This is a genomic window from Streptomyces sp. NRRL S-244 (genome assembly GCF_000717915.1).
In the GTDB taxonomy this organism is placed as follows: domain Bacteria; phylum Actinomycetota; class Actinomycetes; order Streptomycetales; family Streptomycetaceae; genus Streptomyces.
Genome location: NZ_JOCX01000013.1, coordinates 145994 through 167535, shown reverse-complemented (window position 1 = coordinate 167535; position 21542 = coordinate 145994). Strand labels below are relative to the sequence as shown.

The window sequence follows — 21542 nt, the reverse complement described above, 5'->3', positions numbered from 1 at the left end:
GCGCGGGGTGGGACGAATGGTGCCGAAGGGGTCGGCGGTTGGGTCAGCCGTTGCTGGCGGTCCCGTTGAGGCGAACCGAGCTGAGGATCTTGTCCATCGTCTCCTGGGGGACCTCGCCCGGGACGCCGGCGGCGCTGTAGAGGATCCAGCTGGAGAAGTCGCCGTTGGCGGTCTTGAAGCTGAAGGCGATGGACTTGCCGTCGGAGGAGCACTTGCTCTCCTTGGGCACGCCGATCGCCGTCGCGGTCGCCATGTGGCCCTTGAGGCCGGAGGAGGTGGTGTACTCCTTCGGCTCCGAGACCTTCACGGTGCCCTTGGGCGCCTTCTGGGCGTACGCGGCGTACGCCCAGTTCCCGGCCTCGTTCTTCACCGCCTCGGCGGTGTCCTTGGCGCCCTGGCCGCCCTTGGTGCCGGTCCCGGCGAGCCCGGTCGACTCCTCACGGCCGTCCTTGTCGGAGTCGACCTTGCACCAGTCCTCCTTGAGGAAGGCCGGGGCGGAGAAGCTGATGATCGGCATGCCGTCGTTCTTGCTCTCGTCCTCGAAGCCCGAGATGACGCCGGCGCTCGCGACGTTCCACTCCGGCGGGACGTCGAACGCGGTGCCGTACTTGGGGTTGAGGACGACCTTCCAGCCGGGGATCACCGGCTTGACGTCGCCGCCGGTGCGCGGGTTGGCGCCGGGCGAGGCCGGCGCCTGGGAGGTGCTCGGGGCCGAGGAGGACGCGGCGGGCTTGTTGTCGGCCACGTCGTTCTTCTTGTCGTCCCGGGTCAGGACGAACGCGCCGGTGCCGGCCGCCACCACGACGACCGCGGCCGCCGCGACGATGGCCACCGTCTTCGTCGAGAAGGGGCTCCCGCCGCTCTGCGGCGGCTGCACTGCCTGCGTCGGCTGGCCCCACGGCTGGACCGGCGGCGGGGTCTGGTAGCCGGCCTGCGGGTATCCGTAGCCGGGCTGCTGCTGCTGGTAGGGGTTCGGCTGCTGTCCCGGCTGCCCCTGCTGCTGGTACGGGTTCTGATGCGCGTCCTGAGGGTTCTGCTGTCCCCCGGGCGGCTGCTGCTGTCCTGGCCACATGGCCGGTAACGATAGTGGGAGCGGGTGTCGGGAGGCACGTCCGCCCCGTGTGAAGGTCTGGCCAGGGTGTCTACTCGCGGGTAACATCGCATTCCATGAGCGCAGATCAGATGAACGTGGGCGAACTGCTCGCCGCGACGGTGCCGATGGCCCGGACCCTGAACCTCCAGTTCCTGGAGACCACCCCCGAGCGTGCGGTCGTCCGGCTGCCGGACCAGCCCGACTACCACAACCACGTGGGCGGCCCGCACGCCGGCGCCATGTTCACCCTCGCCGAGTCCGCGAGCGGCGCGATCGTCCTGGCCGCCTTCAGCGAGCAGCTCTCGCGCGCCGTGCCCCTCGCCGTCAAGGCCGAGATCGGCTACAAGAAGCTCGCCAAGGGCGTCGTGACGGCCACCGCCACCCTCGGCCGCCCGGCCGCCGAGGTCATCGCCGAACTCGACGCGGGCGGCCGCCCCGAGTTCCCCGTCACCATCGCCATCCAGCGCGAGGACGAGGCCGTGACGGGCGAGATGACCGTCGTCTGGACGCTGCGCCCGAACGCGTAACCGGCCGCCGGCCGCCGGCCGCCGTACGCCGGTCGCCCGCGCCGCAGCCGCCGCAGGGCTGAAACTCGGGGCGGCGGTGGCGCGTCCGGCGGGCGCGGGCGGGGCGGCAGCGCACAGTGGGCGGGGGAGCGGTCCGGCGCGGGCCGCTCCCGCCGACCCGAGCCGCAGCCGCAGGGAGCGCCCATGAGCGAGGCCGTGTCCAGACGCCGCGCGATCGGGCTGCTCGGCGCGGTCGGCGCCGCCCTGGGAGCCGGCGGCTGCGTGGCCTCGGTGCCGCCCGGCGGCGCGGTCCCCCGCAAGGCCCCGGCATCCACCGCGGCGACCGGAGCCGCCGCCCGGCCCGGCAGCGCCGCCCGCATCGACGCCCTGCTGGAGCGGCTCACCCTCGAGGAGAAGACCGCCCTGCTGCACGGCGGCCCGGACCCCGCCCCGCTCGGCCAGGCCGGGTACGTACCCGGCGTACCGCGCCTCGGCATCCCGGCGCTGCGCCTCGCCGACGGGCCCGCCGGGGTACGGGTCGCCAGGCCCGCCACCGCACTGCCCGCCCCCGTCATGCTGGCCTCCGCCTTCGACCCGGCGCTGGCCCGCGAGTACGGCAGGGTCATCGGCCGCGAGGGCCGGGCGCTCGGCCAGGACGTGCTCCTCTCCCCGATGGCCAACCTGATCCGCACCCCCTACGCCGGGCGGAACTTCGAGACCTTCGCCGAGGACCCCCGGCTGACCGCGGACCTCGTCGCGGAAGTGGTCCGCGGCATCCAGGACGAGGGGCTCATCGCCACCGTCAAGCACTTCGCCCTGAACAACCAGGAGCAGGGCCGCGACACCGTCGACGCCGTCGCCGCCGAACAGACCCTGCACGAGACCGAGCTGCGCGGCTTCGAGGCCGCCGTCGGCGCCGGGGCCGGTGCCGTGATGGGCGCGTACAACAAGGTCAACGGCACGTACGCCTGCGAGAGCAAGCCCCTGCTCGACGAGCTGCTGCGCGGGCGCTGGGGGTTCGGCGGCTGGGTGATGTCCGACTGGAACGCGGCCCACAGCACCGTCGCCGCCATCGGCGCCGGCCTCGACATGGAGATGCCCGGCGGCACCCACTTCGGCGCCCCGCTCCAGCAGGCGGTGCGCGCAGGCTCCGTCCACGAGGACACCGTGGACCTCGCGGTACGCCGGATCCTGGCCACCATGGACCGGTTCGGGCTGCTCGCGGCGCGACCGCCGGCCCGGCCCGCCCGCGACGCCGCCGCCGGGGCCCGCGTCGCCCGCCGCGTCGCGGCCGCGGGTGCGGTGCTGCTGCGCAACGAGCACGCCACCCTGCCGCTGACCGGCGCCGCGGCCCGCTCGATCGCCGTGATCGGCCCCACCGGGCAGCTGCCCTTCATCAGCGGCGGGGGCAGCGCACACGTGGTTCCCGACCAGGCGCCCGCCCCGATCGACGCCATCAGGCGGCGCGCCGGCCACGGCAGTACGGTGCGCTATGCGCTCGGCGAGGACCTGTACGGCCGCCCGCTCCCGGCGAAACTGCTGAATCCGGCCGCGGACCTGGCCGACCGGCGCGTGGAGGCCGGGCGGAGCTGGAGCCACGAGGGCGAGTTCACGCTCGCGGCGGACGAGGAGTGGACGATGCTCGTCCACTACACCGGGAAGCGGCCCGGCGTGCGCCTCGACGGCGAGGAGCTCTTCCCCGTCCGGCAGGGCGTGGCCGAGCAGTTCGCCGGCGGACTCCTCGGCGCGGCGCCCGACGGGCTCGCCGTCCGCCGCCGCACCCTCGCCCTCACGGCGGGCACCCACCGGCTCTCCGTCTTCGCCGAGGGCGGGGCCGAGGGCCAGCGGTTCCGGCTGCGGCACACCACGAACGCGACCCGCGCCGCCGACCTCGCCGAGGCCGTGAAGGCCGCCGAGCAGGCGCACAGCGTCGTGCTGTTCGCCTACGAGGACGCCACCGAGGGCACCGACCGGACCTCGCTGGGGCTGCCCGGCGGGCAGTCGCGGCTGATCGAGGCGGTCGCCGCCGTGAACCCCCGCACCACGGTCGTGCTCAACACCCCCTCCAGTACGACCATGCCGTGGCTCTCCCGCACCGGAGCGGTCCTCCAGATGTACTACCCGGGCCAGGAGGGCGCCGGAGCAACCGCCGACCTCCTCTTCGGGGACGTGGACCCGGGCGGCCGGCTCACCCAGACCTTCCCGGCCGACGAGCAGGCGACCCCGGTCGGCGCGGACCCGCTGCGCTACCCGGGGGTGGGCGGGCGGCAGGAGTACGGCGAGGGCGTCCACGTCGGCCACCGCTGGTACGACGCGCAGCGGGTGGCCCCGCTGTTCCCGTTCGGGCACGGGCTCTCGTACACGACCTGGGAGTACGAGAACCTGACCGTCCGGCCGGGGCGCGGCGGTCTGCGGGTGGAGTTCACGGTCCGCAACACCGGGCACCGCAAGGGCACCGAGGTGGCCCAGGTGTACGTCGGCCCCTCCGCGGAGCTGAAACTCGACCAGCCGGTGCGCGCGCTGGCCGGCTATCGGAGGCTCGCCCTGGCGCCCGGCCAGGCGCAGCAGGTGGTCCTCGACATCGATGCCCGCGCGCTGTCGTCCTGGGACCCCGAGGCGCATGCCTGGGTGCTCGGTTCAGGCCGTCGTGAAGTGTTCGCGGGCCGTTCCTCCCGCGAACTCCACCTGAAGGCAAAGGCTGTGGTCACGAGCAGATAGGCTGCCCGTTCGGCGTGTCACAGGGGGCGCGCCGCCGCGACTCGGGAGGACGTACCGGTGCACATCCAGGAATGGCTGGAGACGATTCCGGCGGTCAGCATCTATCTCCTGGTGGGTCTGGTCATCGGGCTGGAGAGCCTCGGCATCCCGCTGCCGGGAGAGATCATCCTGGTCAGCTCGGCGCTGCTGGCCTCGCAGCACGGCGAGATCGACCCCGTGGTCCTGGGGATCTGCGCCTCCACCGGGGCGATCGTGGGCGATTCGATCGGCTACGCGATCGGGCGCAGGGGCGGCAAGCCGCTGCTGGAGCGCCTCGGCCGGCGCTTCCCCAAGCACTTCGGGCCGGAGCACGTGGCCCAGGCGGAGCGCGCCTTCGAGAAGTGGGGCATGTGGGCCGTCTTCTTCGGACGGTTCGTGGCCCTGCTGCGGATCTTCGCCGGCCCGCTGGCGGGCGTCCTGCACATGCCGTACTGGCGGTTCCTCGTCGCGAACATCCTCGGCGGAATCCTCTGGGCGGGCGGCACGACGGCCGTCATCTACACCATCGGCATCGTGGCGGAGCCGTGGCTCAAGGGCTTCTCGTGGGTCGCGCTGGTGCTGGCCCTGGTGATCGGCCTCACGGTGACGCTGGTGCTGCGCAGCCGGATGAAGAAGGCGGCCGCGGCCGACGCCGCGAAGGAGACGGCGGCCGCCGCGGCCGAGTAGCCGCGGCCGCGGGGGCGCCGGTACGGGCGTACGGCTACTGCGGGGGCTGGACGGCGGCGCGGTGCTGCTTGGCCAGGTCCGCGTACATCAGGGCGTTGACCTTGATGCCCTCGCGCTCCTCGTCGGTCAGCTCGCGCCGCACCTTGGCCGGCACGCCCGCGACCAGCGAACCGGGCGGGACCACCATGCCCTGCGGGACCAGCGCCTGCGCGGCGACCAGCGAGCCCGCGCCGATCACCGCGCCGTTGAGGACGGTGGCGCCCATGCCGATGAGGCAGTCGTCCTCGACGGTGCAGCCGTGCACCACCGCGTTGTGGCCGATGGAGACGCGCTCGCCGATCGAGACCGGGAACCCGGGGTCGACGTGCAGCGTGCAGTTGTCCTGCACATTGCTGTCCGCGCCGAGCGAGATCGGGCCGCAATCGGCACGCAGGACCGCCGAGTACCAGATGCTCGAGTTCGGGGCCATCGTGACGTCGCCGACCACGACCGAGGTCGGCGCGGCGAAGGCCGTGGGGTCGATCTGCGGGCTCTTGCCGCCCACGCCCGCGACGAGTGCCTGGCCCCGGTCCGCGTGATACGTCATGTTCTCTTCCTCAGTCCTGTGTGCTGGAGTGCCCTGCTGTCGCGCTACCGGCACGGTAGGGCACGGGCCCGGCCCGACCGGCGATGGGGTGAAGATCACGGCGCGCAGCCGGCACCTGGCGCGTTACGGTGACCCGGTGCCGAAGAACCAGAACACGTTCTCATCGCTGACGGCCCTGCGCCGCAGGCTCGCCAACCGCGCGGTCCACGCCGGCTGGCGCTGGATGCAGCAGGCCGGTGCGGTCACCGCGCAGACGCCCGGACGGCTGCGCTTCGGCGCGATCGGGCACGCCACGCGCCTCGCCTTCCCCCAGGGCACGGTCTTCGGAGAGCCGTGGATCCGCCTCGGCGACCACTGCATCATCGGCGAGCAGGTCACGCTGACCGCGGGGATGATGCCGGGGCTCGACCTCGGGACCGAGCCGGTGCTGGTCCTCGGCAACGGCGTGGTGCTCGGCCGGGACACCCACGTCATAGCCGACACCCGGATCACCATCGGGGACGACACCTTCTGCGGCCCCGGGGTGTACATCACCTCCACGAACCACAGTTACGACGATCCGCACGAGCCCGTCGGCAAGCAGTGGCCGCGCAGCGCGCCGGTGGAGATCGGCCCGGGCTGCTGGCTCGGCACGGGCGCGGTGATCCTGCCGGGGGCGCGGCTGGGCCGCAACGTGGTGGTGGCCGCGGGGGCCGTCGTACGGGGCGAGGTGCCGGACCACGCGGTGGTGGCCGGGGCGCCCGCCCGGATCGTCCGCCGGTGGCAGCCGGAGACGGGCTGGCAGCCGCCGCTGCGGACTCCGGCCCCGGTGCCGATCCCGGAAGGGGTGACGCCGGAGCAGCTGCGCGCGGTGGCGCTGCTGGCGGAGGCCGAGCAGCGCCCGGCGGACACGCACTAGCCGGCCGGCCCGCCGGCCCTAGCCCGCGGCGAGCAGAACCGTTCCGGCGAGGGCCAGCCCGGCGCCGGCCGCCTGGACCGTCCGCAGCCGCTCCTTGAGGACGACGAAGGCGGCGAGCGCGGTGATCACCGGGTAGAGCGAGGACAGGACGGCGGCCACGGTCACCGGACCGTGCTGGGCGGCCACGGAGTACGTGCCGTTCGCCGCGACGTCGGCCAGGCCGACGAAGGCGAGCGCGGGCAGCAGCCCCCACAGGACCCGCGGGCCCGTCCCCGCCGGCAGGGCCGGGGTGCCGCGCCGGGTCCGGACCCACAGGGCCGCGCCGCCCGCGGCCACGTTGGTGACCCGCTGGACGAACAGGGCGAGGAACAGCCCGGTGACGCCGCTCGACGCGTGCGCGATCAGGGCCATCACCGCACCGAACCCGAAGGCCGCGGTCAGCGTGAGCACGACCGCCTGGCGCTGTACGGGCGCACCGCGCAGCTCCGGGCCGCCCGCGAGGACGATGCCCACGACGGCCACCGCGATCCCGGCGAACTGGCCGAGCCCGGGCCGCTCGCCCAGGGCCAGCCCGGCCGCGACGGGCACGACCACCCCGAGCGAGCCGAGCGGCGAGACCACGCCCATCGGCCCGAGGGCCAGCGCCTTGTAGAAGCTCAGCATGGCGACCGGCCCGACCAGGCCCGCCGCGACCGCGAACCACAGCTGCGGCCCGGCCTCCCGCCAGGCGCCCGTACCCAGGACGACCGCGCCGAGCGCGACGACGGCGAGGACCTGAGAGACCACGACCACCGTGAGCGCCGGCAGCCGGCGGGTCAGCAGCCCGCCGCCGAAGTCGGCGAGACCCCACAGCAGGGCTGTGGCCAGGGCGAAGAGGGCGGTCATGACAGGGGCCTCGCAGTACGGTGCAGTGAACGGGGGAGTGCGGCGCGCACACCCCGCACGCTAGTTCAGCCGCACCGCGCCACCGCGGACGGGTGGGTTCCGCCGGTCAGAGGGCCGGGATCTCGATGGCGGGGCAGCGGTCCATCACCATCTCCAGGCCGGCCTCGCGGGTACGGGCACAGGCGGCCTCGTCGATCACGCCGAGCTGGAACCAGACGGCGTCCGCCCCCGCGGCCACGGCCTCGTCGGCGACGGCCCCGGCCAGGTGGCTGTTCACGAAGACGTCCACCACGTCCACCTTGAACGGGATCTCCGCGAGCGAGGCGTACCCCTGCTCGCCGTGCACCGTCTCCGCCTTCGGATGCACGGGGACGACCCTCTTGCCGAACCGCTGGAGCGTGCGGGCCACCCCGTAGGCCGCGCGGTCCCGGTTGTTGGACAGTCCCACCACGGCCCAGGTGTCGCCGAGCTCGGTGAGGATCTTGCGGATGGTTGCCGGGTCGCCGTACACGGTTGCCGCCTCCTGTTGCCTTCCGGTGCGGCCCGGCACTCCGGCCCGCATCCGTGACCAACCGAAAGGACGCATGTCCGATTCCCCGTAGGGTGGAGCGGTGAAGTCAGACCAGTACGTGACGGTGGCCCGCGAGGGCGTGCACGAGTCGGAGATCAACCGCTCGCGCTTCCTGTGCTCGCTCGCGCCCGCCGCGACGGAGCAGGAGGCGCAGGAGTTCATCGCGCGCGTCCGCAAGGAGCACCCCACCGCCACGCACAACTGCTTCGCCTACGTCATCGGCGCCGACGCCTCCGTCCAGAAGGCCAGCGACGACGGGGAGCCCGGGGGCACCGCCGGGGTGCCCATGCTCCAGATGCTGCTGCGCCGCGACATCCGGTACGCGGTGGCCGTGGTGACCCGCTACTACGGCGGCGTGAAGCTCGGCGCCGGCGGCCTGATCCGGGCCTACGGCGGAGTCGTCGGCGAGGCCCTCGACGAGCTGGGCACCCTCACCCGCCACCGTTACCGGCTGGCCACCGTCACCGTGGACCACCAGCGGGCCGGCAAGACCCAGAACGACCTGCGCTCCACCGGCCGCACCGTGGTGGACCTGCGCTACGGGGCCGCCGTCGAGATCGAGGTCGCCCTGCCGGAGGCGGACCTGCCCGCCTTCGAGGCCTGGCTCGCCGACAGTACGGCGGGCAGCGCCACCCTCACCCTCGGCGGGGAGACGTACGCGTCCTGAGGACGTGGCCCGGGGGCCCCGGTGACGCGTTAGCGTAGAGGGGCTCAGCGAGCGGGAGACGACCGGGACGACCAGGGGGACGGAAGAAACATGTGCGGCGAGACGTCCGGCGGGGCCGGCGAGTGAGGCTCCTGCACACCTCCGACTGGCACCTCGGCCGGTCCTTCCACCGCGTGAACCTGCTCGGGGCCCAGGCCGCCTTCATCGACCACCTGGTCGAGACCGTCCGCGAGCACGAGATCGACGCCGTCCTCGTCGCCGGCGACGTCTACGACCGGGCCGTGCCCCCGCTGCCCGCCGTCGAGCTGTACGACCGGGCACTGCACCGGCTCGCCGACCTCGGCGTGCCCACCGTGATGATCTCCGGGAACCACGATTCCGCCCGCCGGCTCGGCGTCGGTGCCGGGCTGATCGGCCGGGCCGGGATCCACCTGCGGACCGACCCCGAGGGCTGCGCCGACCCCGTGGTGCTGGCCGACGTACACGGGGAGGTCGCCCTGTACGGACTGCCGTACCTGGAGCCCGCCCTGGTGAAGGACCGGTTCGCCGCGCAGAAGGTGAGCCACGAGGCCGTGCTGGGCGCGGCCATGGACCTGGTCCGGGCCGACCTCGCCACGCGCGCCCCCGGCACCCGCTCCGTCGTCCTCGCCCACGCCTTCGTCACCGGCGGGCAGGCCAGCGACAGCGAGCGCGACATCGCCGTCGGCGGGGTCGAGGCCGTGCCCGCCTCCGTCTTCGACGGAGTGGACTACGCCGCCCTCGGCCACCTCCACGGCTGCCAGACCATCAACGAACGGGTCCGCTACTCCGGTTCCCCGCTCGCCTACTCCTTCTCCGAGGCCGACCACCGCAAGACCATGTGGCTGATCGACCTCGGCCCGGCCGGGGAGATCACCGCCCAGCGCGTCGACACCCCCGTGCCGCGCCCGCTCGCCCGGCTCCGGGGACGGCTCGACACCCTGCTGGAGGAGGCCGCGTACGACGCGTACGAGGACTCCTGGATCGAGGCCACCCTCACGGACCCGGTCCGTCCCGAGGACCCGATGGCCCGGCTCACCGCCCGCTTCCCGCACACCCTGAGCCTCGCCTTCGATCCCGAGGGCCGCGAGGAGTCCGGCGGGGCCTCGTACGCCCAGCGCCTGAAGGGGCGCAGCGACCAGGAGATCGCCGAGGACTTCGTCGCCCACGTACGCGGCGGCGGGGTCGCGGACGAGGCCGAACGGGCCGTGCTCCAGGGCGCCTTCGAGGACGTACGGGCGGACGACAGCCGGCAGGAGACCCGTCGATGAGGCTGCACCGGCTCAGGATCACCGCCTTCGGCCCCTTCGCCGAACCCCAGGAGATCGACTTCGACGCGCTGTCGGGCGCCGGGATCTTCCTGCTCCACGGCCCCACCGGCGCGGGCAAGACCTCCGTCCTCGACGCCGTCTGCTACGCCCTGTACGGATCGGTGCCCGGCCCCCGCCAGGCCCCCGGCACCAGCCTGCGCAGCGACCACGCCGACGCCGGGACCCCCACCGAGGTCGCCCTCGAACTCACCGCGGGCGGGCGGCGCCTGGAGATCACCCGGCGCCCCGAGCAGGACCGGCCGAAGAAGCGCGGCACCGGCACCACCAAGGACAAGGCGCAGAGCTGGCTGCGCGAGTACGACGGGGAACGCTGGCAGGCCCTCAGCCGTTCCCATCAGGAGATCGGCGAGGAGATCGAGCAGCTGCTCGGCATGAGCCGCGAGCAGTTCTGCCAGGTCGTGTTGTTGCCGCAGGGCGAGTTCGCCAAGTTCCTGCGGGCCGACGAGGCGGCGCGGGGCCGGCTGCTGGGCCGGCTCTTCGACACCCGCCGCTTCGCCGCCGTCGAGACGCTGCTCGCCGAGCGCCGCCGGGCCGCCGAGGCCAAGGTCCGCGCCGGCGACGAGAAGGTGCTCGGCACCGCCCAGCGGCTCGCCCAGGCCGCCGGGGACAGTGCCGACCTGCGGGCCTGGCCGCTGCCCGGGCACCAGCCGGGCGATCCCGGGCTGGCCGGGGCCGTCCGGGCCTGGGCCGCCGTCGCCCGCTGCGCCGCCCGGGAGCGGCTGACGGTCGCCGAGTACGCGCTGGCCGCCGTCGAGGGCCGGCACGCCGCCGCCCGGCGGGCCGCCGGGGAGGCGCGGGAGCTCGACCGCCTCCAGCGCCGGCACGCCGAGACGGCCCGCCGCACCGCCCTGCTCGCCGAGGCGGAGCCCGAGCGGGAGCGGGTCCGCGCCCTGCTGGACCGGGCCCGGCGCGGCGCCCTGGCGGCCCCCGCCCTGGAACTGCGCGGAGCCGCGTCGGCGGCCCACCTGTCCGCCGCCCACGCGGAGGCCGCCGCCCGCGCGCAGCTCCCGCCGTCCCTCGCCGAGGCGGGCACCGAGCAGCTGTCGGCCGTGGAGCAGCGGCTGCGCGAGGACCTCGGCGCACTCGGCGCCGCCCAGCGGTCCGAGCAGCGCAGCGCCGAGATCGGCCGGGAGCGGGCCACCCTGGAGCGGGAGGCCCGCGACGCCGAGGAGCTGCTGCGGGACTCCGCCGACTGGCTCGCCCGCTGGGAGGCCACCCGGACCGCGCTGGCCGAGCGGGTGGACGCCGCCCAGCAGGCCGCGACGCTGGCCGAGCAGCTCGCGGGGCGGCTGGAGCCGGCCCGGATGCACCTGACCGCATCCCAGCGCCGGGATGCGCTGGACGCCGATGCGCAGCGCGCCGAGGGCGAACTGCTCTCCGTACGCGAGGAGTCGACCGCCGCCCGGGAGCGCTGGCTGGAGCTCAAGGAGGCCCGGCTGCGCGGGATCGCCGCCGAGCTAGCCGAGGCGCTGGTGGCGGGGGAGGCGTGCACGGTGTGCGGATCGGCGGAGCACCCCGCTCCGGCGCGACCGGCCCCCGGGCACGTGGACCGGGCCGCCGAGGACGCCGCCCACGCCCGCTACGAGCAGGCCGAGGGGCGCCGGGCCGCAGTCGAGCGGAAACTCGCCGCCGTCCAGGAGGCGCGGGCCGAGGCCGCGGCGGCCGCCGGGGAGGCCACCACCGCGGAACTCCTCGCGCTGACCTCGGACCTGAGCTCCCGGCACGCCGCCGCCCACGCCGCGGCGGCCGGGCTGCACGCCGCCCGGGAGCGGCTGGCCGGCGCCGAGCGGGAGCACACCGTACGCAGCTCCGACCGGCTCGACGCCGAGCGCCGGGCCGCCGGCCGGGCCTCCCGGCGCGAGGCACTGGACCAGGAGCAGGCCTCGCTGGAGGCGGAGCTCGCCCTCGTACGGGACGGCGCGCCCACCGTCGCGGCCCGCGCCCGGACCCTGGAGGACCGGGTCCGGATGGTCACCGGGGCCGCCGCCGCGCTGCGCCGGGCCGAGGACACCGCCGCCCGGCTCAAGGAGGCCGACGCCCAACTCGCCGACGCCGCCTTCAAGGCCGGATTCGACACCGTCGAGGCCGCCGCCGACGCGGTCCTCCCGGACTACGAACGCACCGCCCTCCAGCGGAGGCTGGACGCCTGGCAGGCGGAGGAGGCCATGCTGGCGGACCGCCTCGGCGAGACCGACACCGCGCTGGCCGCGACGCTGCCCCCGGCCGCGCCGGATGCCGCCGAGGCGTACGAAGCGCGGGCCGCCGCGAAGCTCCGTACGGCGGGGTCCGCCGTGGACGCGGCCCGGGTGCGCTGCGCGGAGCTGGACCGGCTCTCCCGGCAGGCGGAGCAGGAGCTGCGCGCGCTGGGCCCGCTGCGCGAGGCCTACGACCGGGTGGCCCGGCTGGCCGGGCTCACCGCGGGCACCTCCGCCGACAACGAGCGCAAGATGCGGCTGGAGGCGTACGTCCTGGCGGCCCGCCTGGAGCAGGTCGCGGCCGCCGCGACCGTACGGCTGCTGCGGATGTCCGGCGGCCGCTACACGCTCGTCCACTCCGACGCCAAGGCGAGCGGACGCGGGCGTTCGGGCCTCGGGCTGCACGTGGTGGACGCCTGGACCGGCAGCGAGCGGGACACGGCCACGCTGTCGGGCGGCGAGACCTTCTTCGCCTCGCTCGCCCTGGCCCTCGGTCTGGCCGACGTGGTCACCGACGAGGCGGGCGGCATGCGCCTGGACACCCTGTTCATCGACGAGGGCTTCGGCAGCCTCGACGACCAGGCGCTCGACGAGGTGCTCGACGTACTGGACTCGCTGCGCGAACGGGACCGCAGCGTCGGCATCGTGAGCCACGTCGCCGACCTGCGCACCCGCGTCCAGGCCCAGTTGGAGATCGTCAAGCAGCGCGGCGGCTCGGAGGTCCGCCACCGCACGGCGTCCCTCAGGGACTGAGCGGGCGCCGGGACAGCGGCGAGGAGTACACGATGCTGGTGGTGACGGAGCCCAGGCCCGAGATCCGGCCCGCGACCTCCTCCAGATGCCCCATCGAGCGGGTGGCGACCTTGAGCACGAAGCAGTCGTCGCCCGTGACGTGGTGGGCCTCCAGGATCTCCGGGGTCGCCTCCAGCAGGTCGTGGAACGGCTTGTAGTTGCCGTGCGGATAGCGCAGCCGGACCAGCGCCAGGATGGACTTGCCCAGCTTCTCCGCGTCCACCACGGCGGTGTACCCGGTGATCACGCCCGCCTCCTCCAGGCGGCGCACCCGCTCGGTGACCGCGCTGGCGGACATCGAAACGGCGCGCGCCAGATCGGCGAAGCTGGCCCGGCCGTCCTCTTGGAGGGCCGTCAGAATGCGCCAGTCGGTGGCGTCAGGGGAATAGTCGGTCATGAGGCAGGTGTAGCAGGGGAATCCCCGGCCGAACAAGGGGAAGGCCGGGGAAAGCCACTTCCCGGGATGATCAGCGGCTCGTAGATTCAGAGCCATGACGACGACACAGAACAGCGCCGCCCCGGCCGCCGCCCCCGCTCCCGCGCCTGCTGCCGTGCCCGCGCCCGTGCCCGCGCCTGCTGCCGTGCCCGTGCCCACGCCCGTGCCCGCGCCTGCTCCGGCGCCCGCCGCCGTGCTCTCGCCCGCTCCGGCGCCCGCCGCCGCGCTCGCCGCGAACCCCGTGCTCCGGGTGCCCCCGGCCGCCCCGGCCGCGGCCGCCGCCTACTTCGCCGCGAGCCTCGCCTTCCACGCGGACGTGTCCGACGTCGCCGCCGCCTTCAAGGCCCACCGCGAGCAGGGAGCCGAGCTCGGCTTCCAGCTGGTCGACTCCCGCTCCACCCCGGCCTGGGACCAGGCCCACGTGCCGGGTGCGGTCCACCTGCCGACCGCCCTCGTCCCCGAGCAGGCCGAGCAGCTCCTCGACAAGGGCCTTCCCGTGGTCACGTACTGCTGGGGCCCCGGCTGCAACGGGGGCGCCCGCTCCGCGCTCGCCCTGGCCCAGCTCGGCTTCCAGGTCAAGGAGATGCTCGGCGGCATCGAGTACTGGATCCGCGAGGGTTTCGAGGTCGAGACCTGGCAGGGCGGCCGGCAGCGTGCCGAGGCGGACCCGCTGACCGCGCCGACCGACTCCGACGACTGCGGCTGCTGACGGTCCGGTTTCGCGACGGAACGCCGTACGGGCCGCCCGCTCCCCTGCGAGGGAGCGGGCGGCCCGTACGCGCCATCGCCGTCGATCAGAGCTTCGACAGCTCGTCCACCAGGTCGTCCAGACCCAGCGAGCCCTGCGACAGCGCCGCCATGTGCCACGCCTTCAGGTCGAAGGAGTCGCCGTGCGCGGCGCGGGCGTTGTCCCGCCCGAGCAGCCAGGCCCGCTCGCCCAGCTTGTAGCCGATCGCCTGTCCCGGCATCGAGAGGTAGCGGGTCACCTCGCTCTCGATGAAGTCCGCGGGCCGGCCGCTGTGCAGGCCGAAGAACTCCTGCGCCAGCTCCACCGTCCAGCGCTCGCCCGGGTGGAACGGCGAGTCCGCCGGGATCTCCAGGCCCAGGTGCATGCCGATGTCCACGATGACGCGCGCGGCGCGCATCATCTGGCAGTCCAGGTAGCCCAGGCGCTGCTCGGCGTCCTTGAGGTAGCCCAGCTCGTCCATCAGGCGCTCCGCGTACAGCGCCCAGCCCTCGACGTTGGCGCTGACGAGGCCGACGCTGGCCTGGTAGCGGGAGAGCTGGTCCGCGACGTGCGCCCATTGCGCGAGCTGGAGGTGGTGGCCCGGAACGCCCTCGTGGTACCAGGTGGAGACCAGGTCGTACACCGGGAAGCGGGTCTGGCCCATCGTCGGCAGCCAGGTGCGCCCCGGGCGGGAGAAGTCCTCCGAGGGGTTCGTGTAGTACGGGGCCGCCGCGCCGCCCGGCGGGGCGATCATGGATTCCACCCGCTTCACGCGCTCGGCGAGCTCGAAGTGGGTGCCGTCGAGGTTCTCGATGGCCTCGTCCATGATGCCCTGGAGCCAGGCCTGGACCTCGTCGACGCCCTCGATGTGCGTGCCGTGCTCGTCGAGGTGGGCCAGCGCCTCCCAAGGGCCCGCGCCCGGCAGGATCTTGGCGGCCTCGGCGTTCATCTCGGCGAGCAGCCGGTGGTACTCCGACCAGCCGTAGGCGTACGCCTCGTCCAGGTCCAGGTCCGTGCCGTTGAAGTAGCGCGACCAGCGGGCGTAGCGCTCGCGGCCCACCGGGTCCGGCGCGTCCGCGACGGCGGGGGCGTACACGTCGCGCATCCAGTCGCGGAGTCCGGCGAGGGCCGCGGTGGCTCCGGCGGCCGCCTCCTCCAGCCCGGCGCGCAGCGCCTCCGGGCCGCGGGACGCGAGTTCGCCGAAGAAGCCCGTGCCGTCGCCGTCGCCGTTGGCGCCGCCGTCGCTGTCGCCGTCCGCGCCGTCGCCGTCCTCGCCCGCCCAGGTGGTGAGCTGGTCGATGAAGGTGGCGGTGGCGCGCGGGCCCCCGTACAGGCCGCGGTCCAGGCCGAGTCCGAGGCTCTCGCGGTAGCCGGCGAGGGCGGCGGGGACCGCGCGCAGCCGCTCGGCGATCGCGGCCCAGTCCTCGTCCGTGTCGGACGGGGTCAGGGTGAAGACGTCGCGGACGGCGTGCGCGGGCGAGTGGATGTTGCTGACGGTCCGCAGGTCCTCGTCCGCCTCGTACACCGCGAGTTCGGCATTGAGGCGCTCGCGCAGCAGGCGGCCGCAGCGGCGCTCGGCGTCGCTGTCCGCGCCGGGCAGCCGCTCGGCGGCGTCGAGGCGGGCGAGGGTGGAACGGGACAGTTCGGCGGCGGCCGCACGGCCGGCGGGCGAGAAGTCCGGGAGCCGGCTGGAGCACGCGGCGACACCGAGATAGGTGCCCGCGATCGGATCGATGGCAATGAGGTCGTCGACGTATGCGTCGGCGACCTGGCGGGGCAGCCGGGAAGCGCTGTCGCTGCGAAGGGTCTCTGACATGCGGCCATCTTCGTACGCGGGACGGCCCCGCGTCATCACCGTTCGCTTTCAGCCTCCTGACGTGCACGGGAGCGGCGGAGCGTGGTTCCGCTCCCGTGCGTTCGACGGCGTGCGTCCGGGGGTGAGTTCGGGCCGGTTGGCGTGATCCCGGTGGGCCGGGTTCAGCGCGGGTGCTGCTGGCCGTACGGCTGCTGCGCGCGCGGGAGCTCGTACGCGACCCGGGAGGTGGCCGGCTTCGCGTCCAGCCGGGCCGTGATCACCAGGGTGCCCTCCTCGATCTGGTAGTCGAGGGGGAGGCCGAGGCCGCGCATGGCCGCGACCATGCCGGTGTTGGAGGACTGGGTGACGGCGTACACGCTGTCGCAGCCGGCCTCGACGGCCATCGAGATGAGGCGGCCCAGCAGTTCGGAGCCGATCCCGCGGCGCTGCCAGTCGTCCTCGATCAGGAGCGCGACCTCGGTCTCGTCCCCGTCCCACAGCAGGTGGCCGAGGGCGACGAGCTTGCCGGACGCGGTGGTGGCGGCCAGCGTACGGCCGAACCGGGGGCTCAGCAGGTGGCCGAGGTAGCGGTCGGCGTCGGCGACGGGCCCGTGGTAGCGCAGGCCCAGGGTGCGCTCGGAGCAGCGGTCGTGCATCGCGCGGGCGGCGGCGAGGTCGGAGCCGTCGGCGCGGCGGACGGTGATCTCGTTGCCCTCGGGCAGGGTCAGCACGTCCTGGCTGCGCGGCACGCGCGGGCCGAGCCGGGCGTCGAGCTCGACGAGGGCGCGGGCCCGGGCGAACTCGGTCGGGGTGAAGGGCAGATGGGGGCGCTCCACGGTGATGGCACCGCCCGAGGGGTCGCGCAGCCGCATCACCGTCGCCTCCAGGACGCCCTCGACCGGGGCGTCGGCGCCCGCGTTGGGGCGGCCGGAGAGGGTGGTGGCCGGGATCGAGTGGATGGTGCAGCGGCCGAGCAGCTGGCGCAGGGCGAGGGGCAGCTCGGCGGCGTCCAGGGCGGTGCGGGTGGCCAGGCCGAGGACCCGGGTCGGGGTGTCGACGAGGTCGTGCGCGTCGGCGCGTTCGATCCAGGTGCTGTGGCCGCCGGCCCCGGCGATGGCGCGGGAGAGGCCGGCGGAGGCCAGCTGCTGCGGGGAGCGCAGCAGGAACTCGTCGACGGTGCCGCCCTCGGGGAGCGGGTGGGTCTGGAGGGTCAGGATGTCCACGCCGTGGTGGGCGAGCGCGCTGCAGATCGCGGCCAGGCTGCCGGGCTCGTCCCGTACGGTCGTCCGCATCCGCCACAGTGCGGTCGTGGGGGCGGTGGCGCTCTCCGACGCGGACCCCGACGCGGACGTGGCCGCGGACGCGGACCTTGCCGCCGTCGTGCCGGGGGCCGGATCGGAGGGAGCTGTGCCGGGCGGCGGCGGTGCATGGCTGTGGCGCCGTGCCCACCAGGTGTGGAACGCCGTCGTGACCAGGAGTGCGACGGCCGAGGCGATGAGCAGGATCGGGCCGTGGGGGCCGTGCGCGACGAGATTGGCGATGCCGTCGGCGACCGCGACGGCGCAGAACAGCGCGGCCAGTTCGACGAGGTCGCGGCGCCAGTGGTGGCGGTGGTGGCGGTGAGCGGGGGCGTGGTTGCGTTCAGTCATGCATGCCACTGTGACGCAGGGGTGTTGCGTGATCACGAACGAACTGTGTCCGACTGGTTAAGTGTCCGTCTGGCCGATTTCGCCCGGTTTTCGAGAGGGGCGTGGGCATCCGGAATCCGCAGCGGCGGGCCGGGGGCCGGGTCCGGGCCCCGGGAGTTCCGGGGCCCGGACGGCCGGCGCCGCGGGCCGGGAGGCCGCGGGACTGCGGTGGTGGCCGCGGGACCTGTGGCGGTTGGCCGCGGGACCTGCGGTGGTTACTGGCCCACGCGTCCGGGCTGGAGCGAGGTGGTGAAGAGTACGCCGCCTCCCTGGCGCCGCAACCGGACGGTGAGTTCCCCGCACGCGCCGTCGATCTCGACCTCCCCGTAGTACGGGGGGTTCTCGGACGGTGACATGTTGGCGAGCGGGGCCGACTGGACGTAGGCGGTCTCGGGGCCGAAGGTGGCGTCGAGCTTCCCGGCGGGGAACCCGCCCGCGCCGATGGGGCCGGAGACGAACTCCCAGAACGGCGCGAAGTCGGTGAAGGCGGCCCGCTCGGGGGCGTAGTGGTTCGCGGCCGTGTAGTGCACGTCGGCGGTGAGCCAGAGGGTGCCGGTGATGCGCTGGTGCTTGATGTGGCGCAGGAGTTCGGCGATCTGGAGCTCGCGGCCGAGCGGGGCGCCCGGGTCCCCCTGGGCGACGGCCTCGAAGTTCTCGGTGCCGTCGGCGACGACGATGCCCAGCGGCATGTCGGAGGCGATGACCTTCCAGGTGGCGCGGGAGCGCGACAGCTCGCGCTTGAGCCAGGCCAGCTGCTCCTGCCCGAGGATGCCGATGGGGTCCACGGTCTGGCGGCCGGGGGAGTTGGCGTCGCGGTAGGTGCGCATGTCGAGCACGAAGACGTCGAGCAGCGGGCCGTACCGCATCACCCGGTACATCCGGCCCTCGGCGCGGCCGCCGCGGAGGTCGGTGACCGGGAAGTACTCGCCGAAGGCCTGGCGGGCCCGGCCGGCGAGGGTGTCGACGTCGCGCACGGTGTAGCGGGGGTCGTCGATCACCTGCCCGGGGTACCAGTTGTTGCGCACCTCGTGGTCGTCCCACTGGGCGAGGACCGGCACTTGGGCGTGGAAGTCGCGCAGGTTGCGATCGAGCAGGTTGTAGCGGAAGTTCCCGCGGAACTCGGCGAGGGTCTCGGCGACCTTCGCCTTCTCCTCGGTGGTGATGTTGCGCCAGATGCTGCCGTCGTGCAGGGGGACGGAGGCCTGGATCGGCCCGTCGGCGTAGATGGTGTCCCCGCTGAAGAGGAAGAAGTCGGGGTCGCGCTGGCGCATCTCGTCGAAGACGCGGTAGCCGCCGAGGTCCGGGTTGATGCCCCAGCCCTGGCCCGCGAGGTCTCCCGACCACAGGAAGCGCACGTTGTGGCGGCGGGAGACGGGCGTGGTCCGGAAGGTGCCGCGGACCGGCTCGCCCGTGCGGCGCGGGTCGTCCGGGTCGGCCAGCACCACCCGGTAGTGGATCTGCTGCCCGGGCGGGAGGTCGCGCAGGGTCGTGGTGCCGGTGAAGTCGGTGGCGGGGCCGAGGAACGGGCCGCCGTGGCGTCGGACGCCGTAGCGGAACGACTCGCTCGGGGAGGTCTCGACGTACATCCGCGCCGGCCGGTCGGAGCGTGTCCAGACGGTGGCCGAATGCGCGGTGATCTCACCGGACTGGGTGCCCCACGAGGCGCTCGGGCGCCCGGAGCGGGTGAACGCCGCCGCGGCGGTGGTGGGCGCGGCGAACGCGGGCGCGGCGAGCGCGCCGGACAGGGCAAGGCCCACGGGAACGGCGAGTGAACCGCCGAGCAGGGACCGTCGGGTGTGCGGCATCGGTGCCATCGGAGCGTCTCCAGGGGCCGGCGGGGACGGGTCGGACCAGTGTGCCGTCGCACACCGGCCCGCCCGCGTCGCCCAACCGAACCGTGGATGAACAGCCGTCAGCAGGTCAGGCGGATTGGCCGGTTGTGGCGCGCACCGTGTCCAGAACCACGCGGGAGACCAGCGCCGGGTCGTCGTTCATCGGTACGTGGCCGCATCCGCGGAGCCGGATCAGCCGGGCGCCGGGGACCGTGTGCTTGGCGCGTACGCCCTGGCGGGGCAGGAGCAGCCGGTCGCGGGAGCCCCAGGCGATGGTGACCGGCAGGCCGGGCACGTCCGAGGTGAACCGTACGGAGCGGCCGGCGGCGAGGGTCTCCTCGAAGCCGGTGGCCTCGCGCAGGGCGAGGGTCTCGGCGACCACGGCCTCGGGTGAACGGCGGGCCGGGTGCGCGTAGATCGTGCCGGTGAGCGCGGTCCGGCCGGCGGCGCTGCGCGAGAGCCGCTCCAGGGTCGAGTGGGGCAGCGTGAGCGCGCCGACGCGCATCGCGCGCAGGGTGGCGAAGGCGTACTTGCGCTCGGCCTCGGTCCAGAAGCCGGCGGGGGAGAGCGCGGTGACCGAGCGGACCAGGTTGCTGCGGCCCATCTCGAGGGCGAGGAGCCCGCCGAGGGAGTTGCCCACGACGTGCGGGCGTTCGACGCCGAGGGCCGTGCAGAGCGCGCCGAGCGCGGGGACGAAGGAGCCCAGGTCGTACGGGACGCCCTCGGGCAGCGGCGCCGAGGCGCCGAAGCCGGGCAGGTCGACGGCGATGACGTCGTGCTCGGCGGCCAGGATGTCGGTCACCGGGTGCCAGGCCTGGAGGTGGTGGCCGATGCCGTGCAGCAGGAGAAGCGGTGCGCCGGCGCCCTTGCGCTCGTAGGCGACGGTGGCGGTGCGGGGGCCCAGCGGCGATTCGATCGGGAAGGAGACCGTGGCGGTCATGCAGCTCCTCGTCGGGTGGACGCGACCGTGGGGACGCGATCGGGTGGACGCGTGTGAGACAGGCTGTCAGTAATGACTACCGCCATGATTACCGCCCGGTAGCCCGGCGGGACAAGCCCCGGGTGCGTGTCGGGGGAGCGAGAACATCGCATGAACGGCTTGATACGTATGCCCGATGTGCCCGGTAAAGGGGTGAGGATTGGTCTTGACCAAGGGGGTGCGCCGTCCTATCGTCGCAGGGATAGTGCAGGAACCTTTAATAAACAAAGGCGCGGAACTGCCGCTGGAACACGGCGATTGCAGCGATGGCAGGAGGAGTCAGGGTGGGGACCACGCAGCTCGAAACGGTGCCGGAGCCTAAGTACTGGCACCTCAAGACCGTCCTCAGCGAGGCGCTCGACCAGGACTTCGCGGTGGGCGAGGTCCTGCCGAACGAGCGTGAGCTCGCCGCCCGCTTCGGAGTCGCCCGCGCGACCCTGCGTCAGGCCCTGGAACAGCTCGAACTCGAAGGGCGGCTGCAGCGCCGCCGCGGGGTCGGCACCACCGTGGCCCCGCCGCGGGTCGGCGTGGCCGTCGGCAGCACGGGGCAGAGCTGGCCCGGCGAGAGCGTCGACGGCTGGGAGGCCGTGGACGCGGACCCGGCCGATGCCGCCCTGCCGTCCGCCGCCGTCCTGAAGCTCCTCGGTGGCGCCGGAGCCGGCGACCAGCCCGTGCACACCGTGCGCCGGACCCGGGTCTCCCACGGGCAGGCCGTCGCCGCCGAACTGCTGTACGTGCCGGCCGCTTCCGTGCCCGGCCTCTCCGCCATCGACGCCCCGGCCGGACCGGCGCGCGCCCGGGCCGTGCTGCGCGAGCTGCAGCGCCTCGCCCTGGACGGGCAGGACCGCTCGGTGGAGCTCGGCTCGGCGCGTGCCGACGACGCCAAGGAACTGGACCGGCTGCCGGGTGCGCCGGTGCTCGTCGTCACCACCCGGTACTTCACCGCCGCGGGTACGGCCGCGGTCTCGGTCGCCACGTACCGCGCGGACACCTGCCGCCTGACCTTCGGCGACTCGGGCGACGTGGAGATAACGCACGAGGCCCGCGTCGCCTCCTGACTGCCGGGGCCCCTTCGCTGACCCCGCCGCCGACCCCGCCGCTGACCCTGTCGCCGGCGAGG

General features: G+C 74.3%; 18 protein-coding genes. 9 read left to right on the top strand and 9 right to left on the bottom strand.

The window, feature by feature from the left end; genetic code table 11:
- Nucleotides 1–43: 43 nt before the first annotated feature.
- Entirely contained in the window at nt 44–1072 is a 1029-nt protein-coding gene (locus tag IF02_RS0118565; protein WP_030158338.1) for a hypothetical protein, read from the bottom strand.
- Nucleotides 1073–1167: 95 nt separating this feature from the next.
- Here IF02_RS0118565 and IF02_RS0118560 point away from each other — a divergent pair, with 95 nt between their 5' ends.
- The 3 genes from IF02_RS0118560 to IF02_RS0118550 all read left to right on the top strand — a co-directional run bounded on the left by IF02_RS0118560 (nt 1168) and on the right by IF02_RS0118550 (nt 5022).
- Nucleotides 1168–1620, top strand: a complete 453-nt coding sequence (locus IF02_RS0118560) for a DUF4442 domain-containing protein (RefSeq protein WP_199809240.1) — start codon at nt 1168–1170, stop codon at nt 1618–1620.
- A 183-nt stretch (nt 1621–1803) separates the two neighbouring features.
- Nucleotides 1804–4317, top strand: a complete 2514-nt coding sequence (locus tag IF02_RS0118555; RefSeq protein ID WP_037836550.1) for a glycoside hydrolase family 3 protein — start codon at nt 1804–1806, stop codon at nt 4315–4317.
- A gap of 57 nt (nt 4318–4374) precedes the next feature.
- Nucleotides 4375–5022 (top strand): DedA family protein, encoded by a 648-nt coding sequence (locus IF02_RS0118550; protein ID WP_030158332.1) that lies wholly within the window; start codon nt 4375–4377, stop codon nt 5020–5022.
- A 34-nt stretch (nt 5023–5056) separates the two neighbouring features.
- Here IF02_RS0118550 and IF02_RS0118545 read toward each other — a convergent pair whose 3' ends face one another.
- A complete protein-coding gene (locus IF02_RS0118545) occupies nt 5057–5608 on the bottom strand; it encodes a gamma carbonic anhydrase family protein (protein ID WP_030158329.1) in 552 nt (183 codons plus the stop codon).
- Nucleotides 5609–5744: 136 nt separating this feature from the next.
- On the opposite strand from IF02_RS0118545, the gene IF02_RS0118540 reads away from it, so the two are divergent.
- Nucleotides 5745–6506: an acyltransferase gene (locus IF02_RS0118540; protein ID WP_030158327.1), complete on the top strand. Its 762-nt coding sequence runs from the start codon at nt 5745–5747 to the stop codon at nt 6504–6506.
- A gap of 18 nt (nt 6507–6524) precedes the next feature.
- Here IF02_RS0118540 and IF02_RS0118535 read toward each other — a convergent pair whose 3' ends face one another.
- Both IF02_RS0118535 and IF02_RS0118530 read right to left on the bottom strand, forming a co-directional pair.
- Entirely contained in the window at nt 6525–7391 is an 867-nt protein-coding gene (locus IF02_RS0118535) for a DMT family transporter (RefSeq protein WP_030158326.1), read from the bottom strand.
- 106 nt (nt 7392–7497) lie between these two features.
- Nucleotides 7498–7902: a CoA-binding protein gene (locus IF02_RS0118530; protein WP_030158325.1), complete on the bottom strand. Its 405-nt coding sequence runs from the start codon at nt 7900–7902 to the stop codon at nt 7498–7500.
- Between the two features lie 100 nt (nt 7903–8002).
- Here IF02_RS0118530 and IF02_RS0118525 point away from each other — a divergent pair, with 100 nt between their 5' ends.
- The 3 genes from IF02_RS0118525 (at nt 8003) to IF02_RS0118515 (ending at nt 12926) form a co-directional block, all read left to right on the top strand.
- On the top strand, nt 8003–8629 hold the full coding sequence (locus IF02_RS0118525) for a YigZ family protein (protein ID WP_030158324.1): 627 nt from the start codon (nt 8003–8005) through the stop codon (nt 8627–8629).
- A gap of 122 nt (nt 8630–8751) precedes the next feature.
- Nucleotides 8752–9918, top strand: coding sequence for an exonuclease SbcCD subunit D (locus IF02_RS0118520; RefSeq protein WP_030158323.1), 1167 nt, complete (start codon nt 8752–8754; stop codon nt 9916–9918).
- A complete protein-coding gene (locus IF02_RS0118515; RefSeq protein WP_030158322.1) occupies nt 9915–12926 on the top strand; it encodes an AAA family ATPase in 3012 nt (1003 codons plus the stop codon). The genes IF02_RS0118520 and IF02_RS0118515 overlap by 4 nt, the downstream gene beginning before the upstream one ends.
- Here the strand turns inward: IF02_RS0118515 and IF02_RS0118510 are convergent.
- Nucleotides 12916–13362 carry an Lrp/AsnC family transcriptional regulator gene (locus IF02_RS0118510; RefSeq protein ID WP_051696342.1) on the bottom strand — a complete coding sequence of 149 codons (447 nt, stop codon included), beginning with the start codon at nt 13360–13362 and terminating at the stop codon, nt 12916–12918. The two genes, IF02_RS0118515 and IF02_RS0118510, sit on opposite strands and share 11 nt — an antisense overlap.
- 232 nt (nt 13363–13594) lie before the next feature.
- Here IF02_RS0118510 and IF02_RS0118505 point away from each other — a divergent pair, with 232 nt between their 5' ends.
- Nucleotides 13595–14110: a rhodanese-like domain-containing protein gene (locus IF02_RS0118505; protein ID WP_030158319.1), complete on the top strand. Its 516-nt coding sequence runs from the start codon at nt 13595–13597 to the stop codon at nt 14108–14110.
- Nucleotides 14111–14195: 85 nt separating this feature from the next.
- Here IF02_RS0118505 and IF02_RS0118500 read toward each other — a convergent pair whose 3' ends face one another.
- The 4 genes from IF02_RS0118500 to IF02_RS0118485 all read right to left on the bottom strand — a co-directional run bounded on the left by IF02_RS0118500 (nt 14196) and on the right by IF02_RS0118485 (nt 20383).
- A complete protein-coding gene (locus tag IF02_RS0118500; protein WP_030158317.1) occupies nt 14196–15944 on the bottom strand; it encodes a DUF885 domain-containing protein in 1749 nt (582 codons plus the stop codon).
- 161 nt (nt 15945–16105) lie between these two features.
- The gene (locus tag IF02_RS0118495) at nt 16106–17572 is read right to left on the bottom strand and encodes a GNAT family N-acetyltransferase (RefSeq protein ID WP_051696331.1); all 1467 of its coding nucleotides are present in this window, start codon (nt 17570–17572) and stop codon (nt 16106–16108) included.
- A gap of 254 nt (nt 17573–17826) precedes the next feature.
- Nucleotides 17827–19425 (bottom strand): alkaline phosphatase D family protein, encoded by a 1599-nt coding sequence (locus IF02_RS0118490; protein ID WP_030158313.1) that lies wholly within the window; start codon nt 19423–19425, stop codon nt 17827–17829.
- A 106-nt stretch (nt 19426–19531) separates the two neighbouring features.
- Nucleotides 19532–20383 (bottom strand): alpha/beta fold hydrolase, encoded by an 852-nt coding sequence (locus IF02_RS0118485; RefSeq protein WP_030158311.1) that lies wholly within the window; start codon nt 20381–20383, stop codon nt 19532–19534.
- 323 nt (nt 20384–20706) lie between these two features.
- Here IF02_RS0118485 and IF02_RS0118480 point away from each other — a divergent pair, with 323 nt between their 5' ends.
- The gene (locus IF02_RS0118480; RefSeq protein ID WP_030158308.1) at nt 20707–21480 is read left to right on the top strand and encodes a GntR family transcriptional regulator; all 774 of its coding nucleotides are present in this window, start codon (nt 20707–20709) and stop codon (nt 21478–21480) included.
- Nucleotides 21481–21542: the final 62 nt, after the last annotated feature.